This window comes from Pedobacter sp. PACM 27299, from assembly GCF_001412655.1.
Classification (GTDB): Bacteria; Bacteroidota; Bacteroidia; order Sphingobacteriales; family Sphingobacteriaceae; genus Pedobacter.
The window spans coordinates 239685-260726 of the sequence record NZ_CP012996.1 but is presented as its reverse complement, the minus strand read 5'-3'; the positions used below and the strand labels follow the sequence as shown (position 1 = coordinate 260726).

Here is a 21042-nt window from a genome sequence, read left to right as displayed (position 1 = left end):
CCTATAAATTGTAATGAAAAAACTAACCTTACTACTTTTCGCTTTTATAACTATCTCTATCAGCACTTTTGCTCAGGATACCAAAGAAGCGGTTAAAATTTATAATCCTGCGGCGAATGCTCAGGCCGACCTTGATGCTGCCATAGCGAAGGCTAAAAAAGAAGGTAAACATGTATTTGTACAGGTAGGAGGAAACTGGTGCTCCTGGTGCATCGCTTTTCACAACCTGGTAGACCATACTCCTGAGCTTAAAAAATTGCTGAACGACAATTATGAAACAGTGTTGATCAATTATAGCAAAGAGAACAAAAATGAAGCAGTATTAGCCAAATTACAATACCCAGGACGTTTCGGTTTTCCCGTATTTCTGATTCTTGATGGTAATGGAAGACTTTTACACACGCAAAACTCTGCTTATCTGGAAGAAGGAAAAGGTCACAGTGTAAAAAAAGTAACGGAATTCCTTAAAAACTGGAATGTTGCCGCCTTAAAACCGGAAAACAATAAATAAAATTACAAAAGGTCTGAATAGCCTTCAACTATTAAAAGAATCCCTCAAAAGCTGCTCTTTTTTTTGAGGGATTTTTTTTCCAGCACATTACTCACCATCACCATACTTAAAGAAAGTATTCACGGTAACCGGTAATTTTCCAGAGGTTGTCAATTGATTTTTAATTACAGACGATGCTGCACGCTGCATAAAATCCTCCTTTTGATAAGCAACCACCAGTACTTTGCTATTTTCCAGCCCTGGCAAAGCAGCCAGATTATATGGATTCGCAAATAAAGCAAATACGGCATTTTTATCGGCCATGCTTTTAATAAACATTTTCAGATCTGCGCTCAACACGATTCCATTCCCAGGGCGGGTTCTTGTATCATGAATCCCAATTATTACCTGATCAAAGTTGCCCACCTCTTTTAATACCTTCGCAATAGCATTGGCATTTGCGGTTTTATCCAAAGTATAAAAAACAGAGTTTTTATAAAATTTACCCAGATCCTCCTGGAAGGTCGTCACCTGAGGGGTACCAATACTAATAATTGCTGTTCTCTTTTGAGCAGCAAGCGTCTTTAGGTATTGTTTTCCCCTTAACAAAGTCATCGAGGCATCTGCAAGCTGCTGCAACAGCACTTTACTTTCCGGTCGGTTAATTTCCGCATAGACATTCTTTTCATCTACCGTGTCTTTTACGTTCAGTCCTGCCCAATACTTAGCGGTCAGGATTTTCTTTACACTTTCATCTATGCGTTCCATAGGAATTCGGCCTTCTCTAACGGCTTTCCTCACAAGTTTAATTGCCCTTGCACTATTTTCTGAAAGCTCCAGGATGTCATTGCCTGCAATTATGCCCATCACATCAGCCTCTCCATCTTTAAAATATTTCACTACTCCTTTCATGCCCATCGCATCAGAAATAATAATCCCTTTAAAGCCAAGTTCTTCTTTTAAGATACCCGTAACGATCGGTTTTGACAAAGTAGAAGGCATATTAGGTGTATTGTCCAATGCCGGAATGTTCATGTGTGCGATCATCACTCCTGCTGCTCCCTCTTTGATCAGTTCACGAAAAGGATAAATTTCCATACTGTCCAACCTTTGTTTTGAAAATGGCAGTTTTGGCAAATCGTAATGAGAATCTACATCGGTATCCCCATGACCTGGAAAATGTTTCAAGCTAACCAATAGTCCGCCATCCTGCATTCCTTTCATATAAGCCGAAGCTTTAGCGGTTACATTGTATTTATTTTCACCAAAAGACCGGTAATTGATAACTGGATTTTTAGGGTTATTATTCACATCTACATCTGGGGCCAGATTCATGTGCATCCCAATCCGTTTGTAATCTTTCGCTACTTCCAAACCCATTCTATAAATCAGTTCTTTTTCTTGAACCGCCCCTAAGGCCATTTGGTAAGGGTAAGAAATGCTGCTGTCTAAACGCATCCCCAATCCCCATTCACCATCAGAAGTAATCAATAAAGGCACGCGAGCCAAAGCCTGGTATTTATTGGTCAGGATGGCTTGTCTGCCCGGCCCTCCCTGAAAAAATACAAGTCCACCGATCCGTTCTTTCTTCACCACATTGGCAATGGAATCTTCAAACACTTTGCCCATATCGGTATGTGCCCTCACAAAAAACAACTGGGCGATTTTCTGGCGTTTATTTAATTTGTTAAACACAGAGTCGACCCATGGATTGGGACTAGACAACGTTTCTATATAGCTTTTACGCTGCGATGCTGATTTGGATGACTGCAATTCTTGTGAAAAAACGGCAGAAAGCCCCGTTAAAGAGAAAATAAAGACAAATATGGGGTACTTAAATTTCATTGAGCTAGTGTTCGGTTAAATTTCAAATATAAATAAAAAAACAGGGAGAATGCTTTCGTTTAGGGTCGGTGATCAGGGCAAACTAAACCCAAATCAGAGGATCATCATCAATTCTATCTGTTAAAAAAAAGGCCTGCATCATAAACAATGATACAGGCCTCTCACAATAGAAAAAGTTTTTATACTTAATCAGATAAATCTATAACACTTAAAAAGTATAACCCAATGATAGGGCAAAACCTTTATTTTTCAATTTATCCTGGTTTAAATCATCATTAAATGATTTTTGAAAGTCCATCGCATACCTTCCATTTATATTGATGTTCGGTGTAATGCTGTATCCAACACCCACAACTCCACCAGCAATAGATTTCTTGTAATCCTTTTTGTTCGTAAAGTTATCTCCTACCTGTTCACCATTCACTTTAAATGAAGACTCCTGAGAAAGTAAGAAGGAAACCTGAGGACCTGCAAAAACAGTAAATTCCGGAGCTGGTCTGAACCCAATCAGAATTGGCACATCCAGGTAACCTATTTTAGAATCGAATTCGGAAGTATTTCCTGCAAAAGTTTCTTTCACTTTACCTCCTTTTTGCGAGTACATTACCTCAGGTAAAAATGCAAAACCACCACCTAAAGGTAAGTCAGCATATACACCCGCCTGAAATCCCACTTTTGAATCTGTGGAATAATTTTGATCACCAATAGAGATCTTACCCATGTTCATCAGATTTGCTCCTGCTCTAATACCGAACCTCATCTGATCATTTGCTGCACTTTGTGATTGTTGTGCATTTGCTCTGAAGGCCAGACTGCTCATCGTCAGACCCAATCCTATAATGAATAATTTTTTCATAGTTATCGATTTTAATTATTTTAAAATTCGGACAGGCTAATGTAATAACCATGCCAAAAACTTAGATTTAAAGGGGAAAAAGAATGATTACCCGGATAAAACACCGCTGACTATCAATACCATAAAGTCAAACACAACCTTGTGACTTTCACCTGACCTATAGATGAATTGTCCGAAATTCCACACACCTAAAAAAAGCAGGGAGTCAATCCTAATTGTCTCTAACACCGAAAAGAGCTGAAGAAAGCACAAAAAAAGGAATGCTCGGTTAGAGCATTCCTTTTCTGACAAAGACAGGTACTAGAATTTTACACCAACACCTACTGAGAATACCTGATTTTTGTATTCAGGAGTTCTTTTCGTTCCATCTTCGTTATTTTTCTGGAAATCCAGTGCATAACGACCATGAAGGTCAAATTTGTCATTAATATCGTATCTAAATCCTATTACACCCCCTACAAGGCTCTTTTTAAACTTATCAGAATCTTCTCTGAATTCCTCTTCTACAGAGGATCCGAAGTTGCTTGAATACTTATTTTTAGTGGAAGTTAAGAAAGAAACCTGAGGTCCTACAACCAGATTTAATCCTGAGCCACCTAAATTAATACTGGCTAGAATTGGAATATCAATAAAATGAGTGGTCTGTTTAAATTCACCTAGTGGTGTTTCCAACTTATAACCTTTCGTGGAATACAATAGTTCTGGCGTAAAGGCCAATCCTTTGATCAACATGATATCTAAGGTAATACCGGCATTAAATCCAGGATTTACTTTAGTATCATAATCGTTATTTCCATCTCCTTTAATAATATTAGGGAGGTTTAATCCCGCCTTGACCCCAAATCTGATAGGGCTCTGTGCATTTACAGCACCTGCGGTGAATAGGCATATTGCCAAAATGATGATCTTTTTCATAATGTGTTGTTTTATTGGAGGGGCTTAGAAAGAAATGTGCCATGATACCGGTAGTGCTCCCTTCATTTTGGCAAAACGATCTTTAATGGCTCATTTAAAGTGCTTTACCGGATTCAACAAAAAGATAAAGCTTATTTTATCTAAGGTTTTATGGCCCGCCTTAATTGTATTAAATTTGATACAATTAGAAGCTAGCCTCTCCAACTTCTTAAAATTCTTGTTATAAATGAGGCTTATTGGAGATTTCCTGCTGTTGACGCAAAGCAAGGCTGAAAAAGGGGGTGCTGAAATATTTCAATTCGCTTTCTTTTAGTTTCGATAACGATTGTTTATACTTACGTATAATTACGCTTGGTTGATTATTAAAATTTAAATCTATAGAAATGTCGGAATTTTCGGCCGAGGTAATCGGCACAATGCTAATGATACTTTTGGGAAATGGGGTAGTCGCAAATGTGGTTTTATCCGGCACCAAAGGAAATAATGGAGGTTGGATTGTCATCACAACTGCCTGGGCGCTGGCCGTTTTTGTCGGTGTAGTTGTTGCTGGCCCATATAGTGGTGCACACCTGAATCCTGCCGTTTCCATTGGTCTGGCCATTGCCGGAAAATTCAGCTGGGCAAAAGTACCATTATATATTGCAGCCCAATTTATAGGTGCCTTTTTAGGTGCATTTCTGGTATGGTTAACGTACAAAGACCATTATAAACCAACCGCAGATCAAGGTGCAAAACAGGCTACTTTTTGTACTGCTCCAGCGATTAAAAATAATTGGTCCAACCTTATCTCTGAAATCATTGGAACTTTTGTATTGATATTTACCATTCTTCACTTTACCGACGCAGCATTAGGCAGCGAAAAAACAGCCATAGGATTGGGATCCTTAGGTGCAATCCCTGTAGCTTTTCTCGTTTGGGTAATTGGATTGTCGCTTGGAGGAACGACAGGTTATGCGATTAATCCGGCCAGAGATCTGGGACCAAGAATTATGCATGCGATATTACCCGTTCATGGTAAAGGAGATAGTGGCTGGGCTTATGCCTGGATTCCTATTGCTGGCCCGCTCATCGGCAGCGCATTGGCAGCATTTCTCAACATATACTTACATCAGGCATAAGGTAGCCCTTTTCTTTTCTGCAAGTTAAAAAGCCCTCAAGAAACTAGCTGTTTTTTGAGGGCTTGCAGTATACACCTACCGTGACCGTAGGTGTATACTATCGGGTTTTCTGTAGCCGATCCAAAATCTTAGTCTGAAGTGCTCTTTCAATTTTAGATTAACGTTATACCTGAGTATATCACCTTATTTCGTTTTCGCTAATGGTGTTGCCAATAACTCTGCAAGTTTATTTTCCAGGTCCTCACCAGTCAGGTTTCTTGCTATAATCACTCCATTTGGATCGATCAATACATTTGCAGGGATTGCCCTTACTCCGTATAACTTCGCAGGAGCGCTATTCCAAAAGGCCAGATCAGACACATGAGTCCAGCTCAGGTTATCATCTTTAATTCCTTTTAACCAGGCTTCTTTTGATTTATCTAAAGAGACTGCGAATATATCAAATCCTTTCTCATGGTATTTCTGATAAGCCTTTACCAGATTTGGATTTTCTCTTCTGCATGGACCACACCAAGAAGCCCAAAAATCAAGCAATAGGTATTTTCCAAAATGATCAGAAAGTTTAATTGTTTTTCCTTCCGGCGTATTGCCTTCAAAATCCGGTGCTTTTTTTCCAATGCTTACAGCGTTCAGCACATTCACCAGGTCTTTTAATACCGCCACGTAAGGTGTACTTTGTAATGTCGGGTCTAATAGTTGTAGGCTTTGATTGATTTCTTCTGGCGTTAATCTGTAAGAAAAATCTCTGTACAACACATACGCAGACACTAAGGAAGCAGGGTTCTTTTTGATGAACTCTTCAATTTTAACGTCTTTTTCTTGTTTATAACTGGTAAAAAGATCATTGGAAACGGAACCAGTTACCACTGAATTTCTATAATATTTTTCCGGATCAAGCGTAACATTCACCTGGCCTTTCTCCAGGAACACATACAGTGGACTTTGCTCCTTATCGACTGTCAAACCATAAAGTTCTGGTAATTTCAAGCTTTTACTAAACTTAAATGTGCCGTTCTTTACTTCCGCAGAATCCAGCGTTTTAAACATTTTATTGTCGAATTTCTGAAGGTATACTTTCCCTGTATTCGCCCCCTTAAGAGTTCCTGTAATGGTTACCTTGCTATTGTCCTGTGCATGAATGGCAGTGCTGCCCAGCAATAGTCCTAAAATGGAAAATTTAAATATGTTCATGGTCTTGAGCTGTTTTAATCTTTAACAGGACAAATATAAACAATTAAACTACTAATTCCATAGACTTTTAGTTATTATAAATGTTACTGACATACAATCAGTTACCACTAATAAAAACTACCTTCACCAGATAAGGGCAATTACGCCCCGATCGCGCCGTACCTTTCCATTGGAAAAAATATTTAATACGCTAATTGACAGCTTTATAGAAGATAAAGTTGGCATAGCAGACCTCTTTTTAAATGAAAATTTATCAGGTCATTTAAAAAATAATTTGACACGGCTCTACCAGGGAAACCAACTATTATCCGCAGGAACAGGCAACGAGACCATTGTTGTTCCCGACAAACTATTTCGAAGTGATCGCATTTATTGGCTTGATCGCTCACACAATGACCCTCATGAAAATGCCTTTTTTGATCTAATGGATTGTTTTGTGAGCTACCTGAACAGCACTTGCTACACAGGAATTACAGGCTATGAATTCCATTATACCCTCTATGAAAAAGGCAGTTTCTATAAAAAGCACCTGGATCAGTTTCGAACAAATACCAGCAGGCAATACTCCATGATTATGTATTTAAATGCGGATTGGCAACTTGCCGATGGTGGTGAATTGTGCGTCCACCATACCAATGGTCTGCAAAATATCCCCCCTATGGACGGGAAGAGTGTGTTTTTTAAAAGCAGTGAACTGGAACACGAAGTTTTAGTAACGAATAAGCCCAGAATGAGCATTACTGGCTGGTTAAAAGTCGACTAATCAATTGTAAAAGAGTGGCTAATGGATTACAGAAGAGTGTTTCTTACTCAAATGGGATGGTCGTAAATTACCGCACACATTGTTGCTTTTACCCCTAGCAAATCGACAAATTACCATTAACTTTAATTCATCAACCAATTAAAGAAAAAAGATGACAACAAAAGATCAAACCGTAATTACGGTAGCAGCTACTGTAAATGCCCCTATTGACATCATTTGGAAAGCCTGGAACGACCCATCGCACATTACCAAATGGAGTGCTGCATCCGACGACTGGCATACCACTAAGGCGGAAAACGATTTACGTACCGGCGGAAAATTCAACTCTAGAATGGAAGCCAAAGACGGAAGTTTTGGGTTTGATTTTGGAGGTGTTTATGATGAGGTAATCCCTTATGAACTGATGCGCTACACCCTTGGTGATGGTAGAAAAGTAAAAATCACCTTCGAAAAAAATGCTGATGGGGTAAAAATTACGGAAAGTTTTGAAGCGGAGGGGCAAAATCCTATAGAGATGCAAAGGAATGGCTGGCAGGCGATTATGGATAGTTTCAAGAGATACGTAGAGTCTGCCAGGCAATTATGAATGAAAGAAAGGGCGAGATAGGGCTCAACTTCGAAATAACTGCTCATAGGAATTGCAGAAATCCCGACTCTTTTTTGGAGAGAGCCCAACTGCAATTCCTATATTTGAGAACTGATTTCAGCAATATTCTGCCCTTTCTTATCGTATGATCAAGTTCCCAAAATTCATCTCAGCCACGTTTCTAACTGCTCTTTTAACTTTCAGCACCGAATTTACTGCTCATGCTCAAAGTAAATTGATTTTTGAAGAAAATTTTAAAAAGAACCTGGACCAAAAAAAATGGTTAACTGTCAATGGTAGCTGGGAGCTCAAGGATCAGGCTTTATATGGCAGCAAAGATCTGAACTGGGCAATTTTACTAGCCAATAAACCATTACCTGAAGATTTTATTTTAACATTTTCGGCAATGGCTGCACCAAAAACCTATTTGTTTGAAGTTATGCTGAACTTAAATGGCTCCAAATTTCTAGGAATTCTACTCAATCAACTCGAAAATAAAGTGGCTTTAGAAGATCGGTCCTTGTTTGCCGATTTAGAAAACAGAGGTACATTTGTTCACAGTACCGGCCATATCGGCATCATGCCCAAGGTAAAAAGAATCAAACAAACGGATTGGCAAGATTGGAAAATACAAAGATCAGGAAATCAGTTTTTTATCTGGATCAATCAGGAAGCTGTGCTATCATTTAAGGATAGTACAGGTTTTGTAAAACCAAAAGGACAGTTCGGCTTTGCCATCAACGGAGATGCAGCCATTAAAGACCTCAAAGTCTGGAAAATAAAAGGCGAAGATGCCCTAGCTCCTAAAGATTTTAAAAGCCTTCCATTACTCAAGCCTTTTTTTGTGTTCGAATAACCTGGGATATTAAAAACCCAAAGACTCATCTCTTCTTCCCTGTTTCATGGTATGAAAAAAGGAAGAACAGACAAATCGGCAATGGTAGGAATGAAGCGAATAAATTTGGTGTTTTAAGCTTTAAAGGTTGCCTTAAAGGCCTCTCTACAGTCCAAATCAACTTCTATTGGCATACCATCTTTAATATAAAGTTGGGTTAATCCTTCATGATTTTGGAAGTAACGGAAATAGTTTTGAATTTTATCAGGTTTGTCACCTGTATCTTTATTTGTATGGCCACTAAACCAGCGATCATATTTCAGAGCAATTTGCTTAAGTTTTTCCTCAAACTCCAGTCTCTTTTTCTCATCTGCACCCTGGTGCAACTCTTTTGTAATATCGCTCATAATCAGGTAAAAGCGCAAGGTACGCTTAATAAACTGTTTATTTTGCGAAAGGCGAATTAAAGAGGCTAAAAGGCATTATTCAAACTGCCCGAAGGGCTATTTACCTCAATTGGCCCTAGCACGGCCCTACCAGCCCCCTACTCATCCCTTTCCAGAAGGAAGCACTTTAGCCTCTTTGCCATTTGCCTGACTTCGCTAAGTGGGCTTTACAAAAAAGGCTTCCAGCAGATGCTGAAAGCCTTTTGATACTTTTGTAATTCGCGGAGAGAGAGGGATTCGAACCCTCGATACCCTTTTGAGGTACACACGCTTTCCAAGCGTGCTCCTTCAGCCACTCGGACATCTCTCCTTTTTGCGGATTGCAAAAGTAGAAAAATTTTTGATTGCTACAAGTGATTAATCAATTACTGTAATTTTCAACATATTGGTTTTCCCTTTTTTCTCCATTGGGATAGCCGCTGTATTGATGATCACATCACCTTTTTTAATCATTTTGTATTCTTTTAGTAAGTTATTTACGTCCTGAATGGTATCGTCCGTACTGTCAAACTTATCATAATAGAAACCTTGTACGCCCCATAATAAGCTCAATGTATTCAATAGCGACACATTGCTGGTGAAGATATAAGTTAATGCTTTTGGCCTGTGACTTGAAATTTCGAAAGCAGTATAACCACTTACCGTCATAGAAACGATACCAACGGCGTTAGTTTGTTTTGATAAGAAACAAGCTGTATCGCAAATTGCATCGCTCAGGAAGCTATCAGATTTCGGTTTAAGGAACTTCTCCGGGTGGAATGGATAGTTGTTTACCTCGATGTTCTGAATGATTTTTTGCATGGTTTCAATAACAATCAGCGGGAATTCACCTACTGAAGTCTCTCCACTTAGCATCACTGCATCTGCACCGTCTAATACCGAGTTGGCAACATCATTCACTTCAGCACGTGTTGGCCTTGGTGTAGTGATCATGCTTTCCAGCATCTGAGTTGCAATAATTACTGGTTTCGAAGCTGCTCTACATTTCTGAACAATCATCTTTTGCAACAATGGAACTTCTTCCATTGGCATTTCCACACCCAGATCACCACGGGCAACCATGATACCGTCGGAAACAGCAATGATTTCATCAATATTGGCAATTGCCTCAGGTTTTTCAATCTTCGCAATGACACGTGCAGTTTTACCTCTTTGTTTGATAATCTCTTTTAATTCAACGATATCAGCGGCGTTACGAACAAAAGAAAGTCCGATCCACTCTACATCATTTTCTAATACAAACTCTAAGTTTTTACGGTCTTCCACAGTAAGTGAAGGGATAGAAACTTTAGTGTTTGGAAGGTTAACCCCTTTTCTTGAAGTCAGGATACCACCATGAACGATCTCACAAACTACCTCGTCAACCAAGTTAGTTTCGATCACTCTCATTTGAAGTTTTCCGTCATCTAACAAGATGATTTCACCTGGTTTAACGTCTTGAGGGAAAGTCGTATAAGTGATGTAAATACGTTCTTCGTTACCGATACATTCTTTAGTCGTGATGACCGTTCTGTTACCGTTAACTAAGTGAATACCACCGTCTTTCACCATTCCAATTCTAATCTTAGGACCCTGTAAATCAGCCAGAATACCTACGTTATAATTGTGTTTTTTATTAAGACTGCGGATGGTATTTAGTACTTCCTGGTGATCTGCCTGAGAACCGTGTGAAAAGTTTAATCTGCATACGTCAAGTCCGGCATTAAACATGCTAAATAGAACTTCTGGTTTAGCTGAAGCAGGACCAAGCGTCGCTACGATTTTTGTTCTGGAATGAAATGGTTTCATTTTGGTTACTTAAATTTATATGGACCAACAAAATGAAGGTTTCGATGTCTAAAACCGATGTTGGCCAGGTTATTAATATTTTATTTCTGAGTCTTCTAAAATCAAATATAGTGTATTTAATACACCTTCAATATAAAATTTACATTACCAAATTTTCACGGGACTTCAACTTTTTCGGATCAATTTGTGCAGCTACCTGAATATCAGCTAGTTTGTTTAATCCTGTTAAAATAAAATTTAGGTCTTCTTTGTCAATATACTGATGAATTATCATAAAAAAGTCAACTTTATTCATTTCAGGGATCAAAAACCCTTCTGCGTTGCGATTATTGATGATGTAGTACTCGATTTCTCCCTGTTCCACAAAAAAATAATACTTAGAAAAGGCCAGGGGATTTTCATCTACGTTGAAGTAAACCTCGTGATCATCAATCTTTTCGAAGTCAAAATTAAGGCTAGTATTGACCTTATGACAGAGCATATAATCCTTCAGTGAAGCTGTAATGGCGATTAAAACAAAATCAAGGTCTAAGGACAGTTTTAAATAAGTTTTGTTCAAAACACACTTTTTTACGGGAATTACAAAATTATAAAACTAATTTTACATTAATGTTCAAAATAAAAACATTAAAATTGGAAGAGAAATAAAAACATTTGAAATGTGTAATTATTTATTTTTCTTTGCACTGAATTATTTAACCATTAAATTATAAACATTATGTCTGATATTGCTTCAAGAGTTAAGGCTATTATCGTTGAAAAATTAGGTGTGGATGAAAACGAAGTTACACCAGAAGCTTCTTTCACTAACGACTTAGGTGCTGATTCTTTAGATACAGTAGAGCTTATTATGGAGTTCGAAAAAGAATTCAATGTAGCGATTCCTGATGATCAGGCTGAAACTATTGGTACTGTTGGTCAAGCAATTGCTTACTTAGAGAAAAACGTTAAGTAAAAATACGGTCTCCGTATAATCCGTATAAATGGAATTAAAAAGAGTAGTAGTTACAGGGTTAGGTGCGCTCACTCCAATTGGCAATACGATCCCAGAATTCTGGGATGGTTTGCTGAATGGCGTGAGCGGCGCTGGCCCTATTACAGGTTTTGACACATCAAAGTTCAAGACGAAGTTTGCATGTGAACTTAAAAACTTCAACCCTGAAGATTTTTTGGACAAAAAAGAAGCCCGCAAGTTAGATCCATTTGTTCAATACGCTTTAGTATCAACAGATGAGGCTGTTAAGGACGGCAATTTTGATTTTTCACAATTAGATTGCAACCGTATCGGCGTTATCTGGGGATCAGGTATTGGCGGTTTTAAAACATTTCAGGACGAAATGAAGAACTTCTTTTTAGGCGATGGTACACCACGCATAAATCCGTTCTTCATCCCTAAGGTAATTATTGACATCGTTCCCGGCCATATTTCTATAAAATATGGATTGCGCGGACCGAATTTTGCCACTGTATCTGCCTGTGCTTCATCCACTAACGCCATGATTGATGCTTACAACTATATTCGTTTGAATATGTGTGACGTGATCATTAGCGGAGGTTCTGAGGCCATCATTAATGAGGCTGGAATCGGAGGATTCAATGCAATGCATGCACTATCGACTAGAAATGACGATCCAAAAACAGCTTCAAGGCCGTTCGACAAAGACAGAGATGGATTTGTTGCTGGTGAAGGTGCAGGAACTATCATTCTGGAAGAATTGGAACATGCCAAAAAACGTGGTGCAAAAATCTATGCTGAATTAGTAGGCGGAGGAATGAGCGCAGACGCGAATCACATTACAGCACCACACCCTCAGGGACTTGGCGCAAGAATGGTGATGTCAAATGCTTTAAAAGATGCAGGTTTAACTACCGCAGATATTGATTATATCAATGTTCATGGTACTTCTACCCCATTGGGAGATATCTCCGAAAGCAGAGCAATCGTTGATTTATTCGGAGAAGATGCTTACAAACTAAACATCAGCTCTACAAAATCAATGACAGGCCATTTACTCGGTGCTGCAGGTGCAATTGAGGCGATTGCCGCGATTCTTGCTGTCCAGAATGATATAGTACCACCAACAATCAATCACTTTACTGATGATCCTGAATGTGATCCAAAATTAAACTTCACGTTCAACAAGGCACAAAAACGCACCATTCGTGCTGCACAAAGCAACACTTTTGGCTTCGGTGGTCATAATGCATCTGTGATATTCAAAAAGTACGAAGAATAATAATTAGTCTCCATAAAAGGAGACTATTCACAAATATGATCCACTAATTTTTGTAACAATTAATGCCGTTATTCGACCTGTACAAGCTTTATTTTTCGACAGATAAGGTCTTTATAAAAAAGCTAAAAAATATTTTAGGCTTTGTTCCTGGAAATACTGTTTTATACAAAATGGCATTCAGGCACAGGTCTGTAGCAAAAGTTCTGAAGAACGGAAGCAGAAGCAGTAATGAACGTCTTGAGTTTCTTGGAGATGCGATTTTAGGTTCTGTCATCGCAGAAGTATTGTTTAAGGCCTATCCCTACAAAGAAGAAGGCTTTTTAACGGAAATGCGTTCAAAAATTGTGAACAGGGCCAATCTGAATCAGCTTGCCCGTAAGATGGGTTTCGACCAGCTGATGGTATTTGATCAAAAGGCTGTTAACATTCAAACCAAACATCATTCCATGCTTGGGGATGCTTTTGAGGCGCTAGTTGGTGCGGTATATCTGGATAAAGGCTATAATTACACTAAAGATTTCTTATTAAAAAGGATCATTAAGCCTTACATAGACATTCATACCCTGGAACTTACAGAGACGAATTTCAAGAGCAAATTGATTGAATGGTGCCAGCGTCATGGAAAAGATATTACTTTTGACATGATTCAAAACACAGAAGGAGATAGCGCTAAGCTATTCACGATCAGCGCCGTTGTGGAGGGTGAAAGCTATGGAATCGGTCGTGATTACAATAAAAAGAATGCAGAGAAGTTAGCCGCTGAAAAAGCGTGTGAAGCGTTATCTATCTAATATCTCCAGCGTAATTTCTTGTTTACGGTGTTTTATTTAAGGATTCCTTGTATTTTTTATAGGAATCACGAATATATTTGATGGCATCATATTCTGCCCAGTTTCTGGATTTTTCATAATCCGGTCTGTAATTGAGCATAAAATCTTCCAGTTCTTTTCCTTTTAAGTCGGTCTGACTTTGGATCAGCGATTCATTAAAAAAGTTATCTACCTGTGATTGCTTCAGCTCATTGTCATAATATCGGCCAAACCTTCTTGCATTTTTAGGGGTACGCCCAAATAGCTCATACATTGCAGTTAAAGGCTGAAATATGTACGCTAAAAGCGGTGGTTTCCCCTGATAAAAAGAGCCTTGATTTCTAAATTCTCTTTTGATATCGTTCATTTCCTGCTTTTTCGTCTGCCCAAATATCTTCACTTCTTCCAAAGTCGATCCTTTACTTAGGTAAACCATGATATCTGCTGTGCTAAACACACCAACTTCTCCATCTGAATAGTCTGCTTTGATGATCAGCAAGCTATCTCCTACTGCTGATTTGATTTGAAAAAGCCCTAAATCAGTAGTAAAAACGGTATATCCATTACGTTTATTGATCACCTGAGCATTTTGTATTCTGGAATTTGTTCCCCGTTCTTTTACCGCTCCACTTAGTAAAAACTCTTTTTGAGAGAAAGCAGAGGGCATCGCCGTAAAGAAAAACACGCCAAATGACAGTGTAAGGAGATGTAGAAACTTCATTTTGTATCGTTTTTTTGTAAACTTAACCATAGTTTTTCAACCGATTACGTTAAAAAAAGTTAAAATCCTCATTAATGACGCTATTTTAACTTTTTACAAATGTTAAAATCTGCCAATATTTAACAATAAAAACAGAAAAAGGTTAGGAACCAATGAGATCTCAGCGTCATTAAGTAACATAGGTTTAATCATTTTAACAATAAATTATATCTTTGCACATGATAAAATCAATGACGGGCTTTGGCCTGGCCTCTACTGATCATGAAAACATCAAGTTTGCAGTAGAGATTAAGTCTTTAAACAGTAAGTTTTTAGAACTCAACTTAAAACTTCCAAGGGCTTTCTCCGAAAAGGAGTTGTTGTTGCGTAATGTTTGCAGTAAAGAGATTGAGCGCGGAAAAGTAAGTGTTGCTATTAACATTGACCGCGGCGAAGAAAGTCTGAAAGGTGCAACCATCAATGCTGCGTTATTGAGTAAATACTACAAGCAGCTGGAAGCCATTAATGTGGATCTGGGTGCAAATTCCTCTAATCTTTTACAGGCTGTTTTGAGCTTCCCTGAGGTCATCTCTTATCAGGAAGAAGAAATCAATGAGGGCGACTGGGATATCTTATACAGCACATTCAGCAAAGCTTTAGAAAGTTTTAATCAATTCCGACTTACAGAAGGAAATGTTTTAAAGACAGATTTAGAGCTTAGAATTAAAAATATCTTACAATTTTTTGCTCAGGTGGAAGAATTAGAACCGCTAAGAATTCCACAGATCAGGGCTAGATTGAACCAGTTTTTAGAAGAAAACGTGGGTAAAATCAATGTTGATCAGAACCGTTTAGAGCAGGAATTGATTTATTACATTGATAAATTAGACATTACCGAAGAAAAAACCCGTCTGAAAAGTCACTGTGATTATTTTACAGCAACTTTGAAAAGTAAGGATGCCAACGGTAAAAAATTAGGATTCATCTCCCAGGAAATTGGCAGAGAAATCAATACTATGGGTGCTAAAGCAAATGATGCACAAATACAACAGTTAGTAGTAGGGATGAAAGAAGAGCTGGAGAAAATTAAAGAACAACTATTAAACGTTTTATAAGTAAGCATGACACAAGGTAAACTCATTATATTTTCTGCACCTTCCGGCGCAGGCAAAACCACTATCGTAAAACATCTTTTACAGAAATTCCCTTCATTAAGTTTCTCTATTTCAGCGACTACGCGTCCGGCAAGAGGCGATGAGGAACATGAAAAAGATTATTATTTCATCTCTCAGGAAAGTTTTCTTCATAAAGTAGCGCATCAGGAGTTTGTAGAATTCGAGGAAGTATACAATGGCACTTTTTATGGTACTTTGCGGTCTGAAATTGAACGCATCTGGAATACCGGGAAACATGTAATTTTTGACATTGACGTAGAAGGTGGCTTACGTCTGAAACGTAAATATGAAGACAATGCTTTAGCCATATTTGTTCAGCCACCATCTTTAGAGGTACTGAAAGAACGTTTAACAGGAAGGGGTACTGATAGTCCGGAAAAACTTCAGGAACGCTTTACAAAAGCGGAAAAAGAATTGGCTTATGCAGAGAAATTTGATGTGATCCTGAAAAATTTTGACCTAGAAACAGCTTGTAAAGAAGCTGAAAAACTGGTAGGTGATTTTATCAATAAAAAATAAATGAAAACAGGGTTATTTTTTGGGTCTTTTAATCCCATCCATATCGGACACTTGGTGATCGCCAATTATATGGCGGGTTTTACCGGGTTAAAAGAGGTATGGTTGGTGGTTTCCCCACATAATCCCTTAAAAAATAAATCCGGGCTTGGCAATATGTACGACCGTTTGGAAATGGCAAAACTCGCCACGGAAAACGCCGATCATATTAAAGTGAGCGACATTGAATTTGGACTGCCTCAACCCTCTTATACCATTGATACTTTAGCTTATTTGCAGGAAAAATACCCTGGACGGGAGTTTGTGCTGATCATGGGTGCAGATAACTTGGCTTCCCTTAAAAAGTGGAAGAATTATGAGACCCTGCTGAAAAATTATGAGATTTTTGTCTACCCAAGACCTGGTATAGAGATAAAAGATTGGGAAAATCATCCTTCAATTACCATTACGGATACCCCACAAATGGACATTTCCTCCACTTTTATTCGCAAAGCGTTAAAAGATGGAAGAAATGTTCAATATTTTGTTCCGGATAATGTCTTGTCTTTCATGGACAATAAAAACATGTACCGCTAATTTTAAGCTGGCTTATACAGCAGAAAGATGGTTGGCTTTTTATGAAGGTCGATGCGTTCTTTTTTCCAGAAAGTAACCGATAACGTTTTAATGTATTCCTCTTCGCCATTGATATTGGAAGCCACACATAACATCGCGTGTGCGGAAGCATTTTTCAATACGTCTTCGAACAAGTGGTTATTTCTGAATGGTGTCTCCATAAAAATTTGCGTTTGCTTGTTTTTTGTCGACAATAATTCGATTTCTTTAATTTTTTTTGCTCTTTCTACCTTATCAATCGGCAGGTATCCATGGAAAGTAAAACTCTGACCATTAAATCCTGAAGCCATTAAAGCTTGTAAGATAGAACTCGGCCCTACTAAAGGAACCACTTTGATCCCTCTTCTATGTGCTTCGGCAACGATTTCTGCACCTGGATCTGCTACTCCCGGACATCCGGCTTCACTCATCAGACCAACATCTTTTCCTGCAGTCAGCTCTTTAAAATAAGGCGCTAAAGAGGCATTACGCTGATGCTTGCCATAATCATGAACGATCAGCTCACTCTGTGGCATTTTCAATCCAGCCTCTTTTAAGAATTTTCTGGCGGATTTTTCATTTTCCACAATATAGGTACTGATGGAGTTGATGGTATCGCCAAGAAAAGGGGTAAAAGATTTCTGAGCAGCATTTTCTGCCAGAGGAACAGGTATTAAAAATAAAGTGCCTTTTTGCATAAGTTGTGTTTTGTTTACAAAAGAAGAAAATATATTCCTGGAAAGAGCAAGACCGGAGATTTAATATTGCATTCTGACTATATTATAACGATGATAAAAAATAATTTTTGCTAAATTGTCAATAAATTGAAAGCAGGATAACGAATTAAATATCATCAAACACCTCTCCAAAGCCAATATTATTAGGTGAAATGTCATAATCCTAATGTAATATTTCTCCGAGGCTTTAAACTATTTGTAAGAATTGGAACTCAAATTGATATATCAAAAGCGTTAGGTAAATTAAACACACACACAGATGAAAAAGTTAATCAAATTACCGGCAATTGTGCTGGGGCTACTGCTCCTAATCACCGGTTTCACGCAGCGCGCTATGGCGCAGGATGATGATGTATCGCTCCAATCATTTTATGATGAGCTTTCTCCTTACGGCACCTGGATTCAAGACCCACAATATGGGTATGTATGGAGACCTGATGTTGACCAACAAGATTTTAGACCTTATTATAGCAATGGCCGATGGGCAATGACCGAATATGGCAATACCTGGGTGTCTGACTATGACTGGGGATGGGCACCGTTTCACTATGGAAGATGGGTATATAACCGCTACAGACAGTGGTTATGGATTCCTGATACCGTTTGGGGACCGGCATGGGTAAGCTGGAGAAGTGGTGGCGGATACTATGGATGGGCACCTTTAAGTCCAGGCCTCAATATCAACATCAATATTGGCATTCCTGATAACTGGTGGGTATTTATTCCTCAGGCAAACATTTATTACGACCGTTTTCCAAGGTATTACTCTCGCAGAAATGTGACCATTATTCACCATACCACGATCATAAATAATACTTATGAAAGAGGCAGAAGGACTTATTATACAGGTCCGAGGATCGATGATGTAAGGCGTGCAACCAGAGGCGACGTGACCGTATACCGTGTAAACAGAACCGACAGATCAGGAAGAAGCGAGATCAGAGGCAATGAATTGAATATTTACAATCCAAGGCCATCAAGGGAAGCAAGAGGTACTGTACAAGCACCAAGAAACTCAATTCAAGGGGATGCTAACTTTAGCAGAGGTGATCGCAACACGGTAACCACTGGCCGTCCTTCCAGAACTGAGGGCATAAACGGCGGTAGAACTCCTGGTGCAGACCGTACTGACAGAGGAAATCGAGACAATGTGAATCCTTCACCGAATAACAGACCTTCGAGAAATGATGCAGGGAATGTTGATGTGGGGAATACAGTCGGCAGGCCAGAAAACAGACCATCAAGAGAAAACAACAGCCCTTCGACCTTACCTGGTCGGAATCCAGAGGTAAATCCGTCACAAACTGACCGGACTTATCCTGGCAGAGAAAACCGCCCGTCGAGAATGCCGAATTCGTCTCCAAATGTTCCGCAGCAGCAACAGCCTGCACCTCAACAGCAGCCACAGCCGCAGGTTAGACCACAGCGTGAACAGAGACCGCAGCAAATGCCTCAACCGCAGCAGAATCCACAGCCTAGTCAAAGGTCGGAAAGGCAAGAAAGGCCGATGCCACAGCAACAGCCGCAGCGTCAGCAGGAGCCACAGCGACAAGCAGAACCTCAAAGGCAGCCACAAGTGCAGCCGCAGCGGGAAGAGCGTCAAAGCGCCCCTCCACGTTCTGAAGGCAGAAGCAGCGAAGGCAGAACTGAAGGAACAAGAAGTTCCAGAGGTGGAAGAGGATAATCTCTTTTGAAAATTATTGAAAACCGGTCCTCACAGACCGGTTTTCTTTTGTCCGCTCTTGCTGATCCGCAGCACTATAGGAAGCAATACGATTTCTTTTATATATTATATTTATCTTTGCAGCCTCATCAAGCACAACAGGCTTAATTCTTTATGATTCACCCAGAAATAGAAAAACGAAAAACATTCGCTATTATCAGTCACCCCGATGCCGGAAAAACTACCCTTACGGAGAAGTTTTTACTCTTTGGAGGTGCAATAAATACAGCCGGAGCGGTTAAACGTAACAAGGCAAACCAAAGCAATACTTCCGATTTTATGGAAATTGAGAAACAGCGTGGAATTTCCGTGGCGACCTCAGTAATGGGCTTTGAATATAGTGGAAAGCGCATCAATATATTAGATACGCCAGGTCACAAGGACTTCGCGGAAGATACTTACCGTACTTTATCCGCTGTAGACAGCGTTATTTTGGTGGTTGACTGTGTAAAAGGTGTGGAAGAGCAGACCGAAAAACTGATGGCTGTTTGCCGGATGCGGAATACTCCTGTGATCATCTTTATCAATAAGATGGACCGTGAAGGTAAAGATGCTTTCGATCTGTTAGACGAAATTGAAAATAAATTGAACATCAGTCTTTGTCCTTTGTCCTGGCCAATTGGTCAGGGACATACTTTCAAAGGTGTATATAGCATATATAACAAACATCTGAATCTTTTTGAGCCGGATAAAACTAAAATCAGTGAGTCAGTAATTCAAGTAAACGACCTGAATGATCCTAACCTGAATAATTTCTTAAAACCAAAGGAACTGGATGGCTTGAAAAGCGAACTGGAACTGGTAGAAGGTGTTTATGGGCAGATAGACAAAAGCATGTATACAGAAGGTTTACTTGCTCCTGTGTTTTTTGGTAGTGCGATCAATAACTTCGGGATTAAAGAATTGCTGGATACTTTCGTTCAAATCGCTCCTAGCCCTAGAAGCAGAGAAGCAGAAGAGCGTGAAGTGAAAGTAGATGAAAAGAATTTTAGTGGCTTTGTGTTTAAAATACATGCCAATTTAGATCCAAAACACCGTGACCGTATTGCCTTTTTAAGGGTTTGCTCTGGTAAATTTGAGCGTAATAAATTCTATTACCATACGCGTCAGGGGAAGAAACTGAAATTCTCCAATCCAATGGATTTCATGGCCAATGAAAAAAGCATTGTAGAAGAAGCATGGCCTGGAGATGTTGTTGGGCTATATGACAGCGGAAACTTTAAAATTGGAGATACCTTAACAGAAGGAGAACAATTGAAGTTTAAAGGGATTCCTAGCTTCTCTCCTGAGATTTTTAAAGAGGTAGAGAATAAAGATCCATTGCGTACAAAACAGCTGGAGAAAGGCATACAACAGCTTACGGAAGAAGGTGTAGCGCAATTATTTACCGCACAACCGGGTAACCGTAAGATTATTGGTGCAGTTGGTGAGCTGCAGTTTGAGGTGATTGCGTTCCGTCTGGAGCATGAATACGGTGCAAAAGCACATTTCCGTACTTTAAGTTATGGCCGTTCAAACTGGGTGACCTCTAAAGACAAGAAAAAGTTAGACGAATTCCTGAAAAGAAAGCAACAGCATATTGGCGAGGATAAGGATGGCAATCCGGTATTCCTTGCGGATAATGATTTCATGATCAATATGACCATGCGCGATTATCCGGATATTGAATTCCACAAAACTTCAGAGTTTAAATAAACGACTGGAGTGTTCATGAAAAA

22 protein-coding genes and 1 tRNA gene are annotated in these 21042 nt (G+C 39.2%); 13 read left to right on the top strand and 10 right to left on the bottom strand.

Annotated features, from left to right (window positions below; all coding sequences use genetic code 11):
- The first annotated feature begins 13 nt into the window (after positions 1-13).
- Positions 14-511 carry a thioredoxin family protein gene (locus AQ505_RS01065; RefSeq protein ID WP_062546469.1) on the top strand — a complete coding sequence of 166 codons (498 nt, stop codon included), beginning with the start codon at positions 14-16 and terminating at the stop codon, positions 509-511.
- Between the two features lie 87 nt (positions 512-598).
- Here the strand turns inward: AQ505_RS01065 and AQ505_RS01060 are convergent, their stop codons facing one another.
- The 3 genes from AQ505_RS01060 to AQ505_RS01050 all read right to left on the bottom strand — a co-directional run bounded on the left by AQ505_RS01060 (position 599) and on the right by AQ505_RS01050 (position 4106).
- A complete protein-coding gene (locus AQ505_RS01060; RefSeq protein WP_062546468.1) occupies positions 599-2335 on the bottom strand; it encodes a glycoside hydrolase family 3 protein in 1737 nt (578 codons plus the stop codon).
- 208 nt (positions 2336-2543) lie between these two features.
- Positions 2544-3191: a porin family protein gene (locus AQ505_RS01055; RefSeq protein ID WP_062546467.1), complete on the bottom strand. Its 648-nt coding sequence runs from the start codon at positions 3189-3191 to the stop codon at positions 2544-2546.
- Positions 3192-3491: 300 nt separating this feature from the next.
- Positions 3492-4106: a porin family protein gene (locus AQ505_RS01050; RefSeq protein WP_062546466.1), complete on the bottom strand. Its 615-nt coding sequence runs from the start codon at positions 4104-4106 to the stop codon at positions 3492-3494.
- A 383-nt stretch (positions 4107-4489) separates the two neighbouring features.
- On the opposite strand from AQ505_RS01050, the gene AQ505_RS01045 reads away from it, so the two are divergent.
- A complete protein-coding gene (locus AQ505_RS01045) occupies positions 4490-5224 on the top strand; it encodes an MIP/aquaporin family protein (RefSeq protein ID WP_062546465.1) in 735 nt (244 codons plus the stop codon).
- A 183-nt stretch (positions 5225-5407) separates the two neighbouring features.
- Here AQ505_RS01045 and AQ505_RS01040 read toward each other — a convergent pair whose 3' ends face one another.
- On the bottom strand, positions 5408-6415 hold the full coding sequence (locus AQ505_RS01040) for a TlpA disulfide reductase family protein (RefSeq protein WP_062546464.1): 1008 nt from the start codon (positions 6413-6415) through the stop codon (positions 5408-5410).
- Between the two features lie 169 nt (positions 6416-6584).
- On the opposite strand from AQ505_RS01040, the gene AQ505_RS01035 reads away from it, so the two are divergent.
- The 3 genes from AQ505_RS01035 to AQ505_RS01025 all read left to right on the top strand — a co-directional run bounded on the left by AQ505_RS01035 (position 6585) and on the right by AQ505_RS01025 (position 8620).
- Entirely contained in the window at positions 6585-7178 is a 594-nt protein-coding gene (locus AQ505_RS01035) for a 2OG-Fe(II) oxygenase (RefSeq protein WP_062546463.1), read from the top strand.
- Positions 7179-7329: 151 nt separating this feature from the next.
- Positions 7330-7764: an SRPBCC family protein gene (locus AQ505_RS01030; protein ID WP_062546462.1), complete on the top strand. Its 435-nt coding sequence runs from the start codon at positions 7330-7332 to the stop codon at positions 7762-7764.
- A gap of 145 nt (positions 7765-7909) precedes the next feature.
- Complete coding sequence (locus AQ505_RS01025; RefSeq protein ID WP_062546461.1) at positions 7910-8620, top strand: hypothetical protein; 711 nt, start codon at positions 7910-7912, stop codon at positions 8618-8620.
- Positions 8621-8733: 113 nt separating this feature from the next.
- Here the strand turns inward: AQ505_RS01025 and AQ505_RS01020 are convergent, their stop codons facing one another.
- The 4 genes from AQ505_RS01020 to AQ505_RS01005 form a co-directional block, all read right to left on the bottom strand.
- Positions 8734-9006, bottom strand: a complete 273-nt coding sequence (locus AQ505_RS01020) for a hypothetical protein (RefSeq protein WP_062546460.1) — start codon at positions 9004-9006, stop codon at positions 8734-8736.
- A 261-nt stretch (positions 9007-9267) separates the two neighbouring features.
- Positions 9268-9355, bottom strand: a tRNA-Ser gene (locus tag AQ505_RS01015).
- Between the two features lie 47 nt (positions 9356-9402).
- On the bottom strand, positions 9403-10833 hold the full coding sequence (gene pyk, locus AQ505_RS01010; protein ID WP_062546459.1) for a pyruvate kinase: 1431 nt from the start codon (positions 10831-10833) through the stop codon (positions 9403-9405).
- A gap of 139 nt (positions 10834-10972) precedes the next feature.
- Positions 10973-11392: an IPExxxVDY family protein gene (locus tag AQ505_RS01005; RefSeq protein ID WP_062546458.1), complete on the bottom strand. Its 420-nt coding sequence runs from the start codon at positions 11390-11392 to the stop codon at positions 10973-10975.
- 159 nt (positions 11393-11551) lie between these two features.
- Here AQ505_RS01005 and AQ505_RS01000 point away from each other — a divergent pair, with 159 nt between their 5' ends.
- From AQ505_RS01000 to rnc, 3 genes are all read left to right on the top strand, one after another.
- On the top strand, positions 11552-11788 hold the full coding sequence (locus AQ505_RS01000) for an acyl carrier protein (protein WP_008241990.1): 237 nt from the start codon (positions 11552-11554) through the stop codon (positions 11786-11788).
- A 28-nt stretch (positions 11789-11816) separates the two neighbouring features.
- A complete protein-coding gene (fabF, locus tag AQ505_RS00995; protein WP_062546457.1) occupies positions 11817-13070 on the top strand; it encodes a beta-ketoacyl-ACP synthase II in 1254 nt (417 codons plus the stop codon).
- 62 nt (positions 13071-13132) lie between these two features.
- The gene (gene rnc / locus AQ505_RS00990; RefSeq protein ID WP_197286274.1) at positions 13133-13861 is read left to right on the top strand and encodes a ribonuclease III; all 729 of its coding nucleotides are present in this window, start codon (positions 13133-13135) and stop codon (positions 13859-13861) included.
- A 22-nt stretch (positions 13862-13883) separates the two neighbouring features.
- On the opposite strand, the gene AQ505_RS00985 is transcribed toward rnc, so the two are convergent.
- A complete protein-coding gene (locus AQ505_RS00985; protein ID WP_062550839.1) occupies positions 13884-14600 on the bottom strand; it encodes a hypothetical protein in 717 nt (238 codons plus the stop codon).
- A gap of 230 nt (positions 14601-14830) precedes the next feature.
- Between AQ505_RS00985 and AQ505_RS00980 the strand changes: the two genes are divergently transcribed.
- The 3 genes from AQ505_RS00980 to nadD are packed head-to-tail and all read left to right on the top strand — an operon-like array spanning position 14831 to position 16846.
- The gene (locus AQ505_RS00980) at positions 14831-15694 is read left to right on the top strand and encodes a YicC/YloC family endoribonuclease (protein WP_062546456.1); all 864 of its coding nucleotides are present in this window, start codon (positions 14831-14833) and stop codon (positions 15692-15694) included.
- A 6-nt stretch (positions 15695-15700) separates the two neighbouring features.
- A complete protein-coding gene (gmk, locus tag AQ505_RS00975; protein ID WP_062546455.1) occupies positions 15701-16273 on the top strand; it encodes a guanylate kinase in 573 nt (190 codons plus the stop codon).
- Positions 16274-16846 (top strand): nicotinate (nicotinamide) nucleotide adenylyltransferase, encoded by a 573-nt coding sequence (gene nadD, locus AQ505_RS00970; protein ID WP_062546454.1) that lies wholly within the window; start codon positions 16274-16276, stop codon positions 16844-16846.
- A 2-nt stretch (positions 16847-16848) separates the two neighbouring features.
- On the opposite strand, the gene AQ505_RS00965 is transcribed toward nadD, so the two are convergent.
- Positions 16849-17562: an SAM-dependent methyltransferase gene (locus tag AQ505_RS00965; RefSeq protein WP_062546453.1), complete on the bottom strand. Its 714-nt coding sequence runs from the start codon at positions 17560-17562 to the stop codon at positions 16849-16851.
- A 298-nt stretch (positions 17563-17860) separates the two neighbouring features.
- Here AQ505_RS00965 and AQ505_RS00960 point away from each other — a divergent pair, with 298 nt between their 5' ends.
- Positions 17861-19285: a DUF6600 domain-containing protein gene (locus AQ505_RS00960; RefSeq protein ID WP_062546452.1), complete on the top strand. Its 1425-nt coding sequence runs from the start codon at positions 17861-17863 to the stop codon at positions 19283-19285.
- A 153-nt stretch (positions 19286-19438) separates the two neighbouring features.
- Positions 19439-21019, top strand: a complete 1581-nt coding sequence (locus AQ505_RS00955; protein WP_062546451.1) for a peptide chain release factor 3 — start codon at positions 19439-19441, stop codon at positions 21017-21019.
- The last annotated feature ends 23 nt before the right edge of the window (positions 21020-21042 follow it).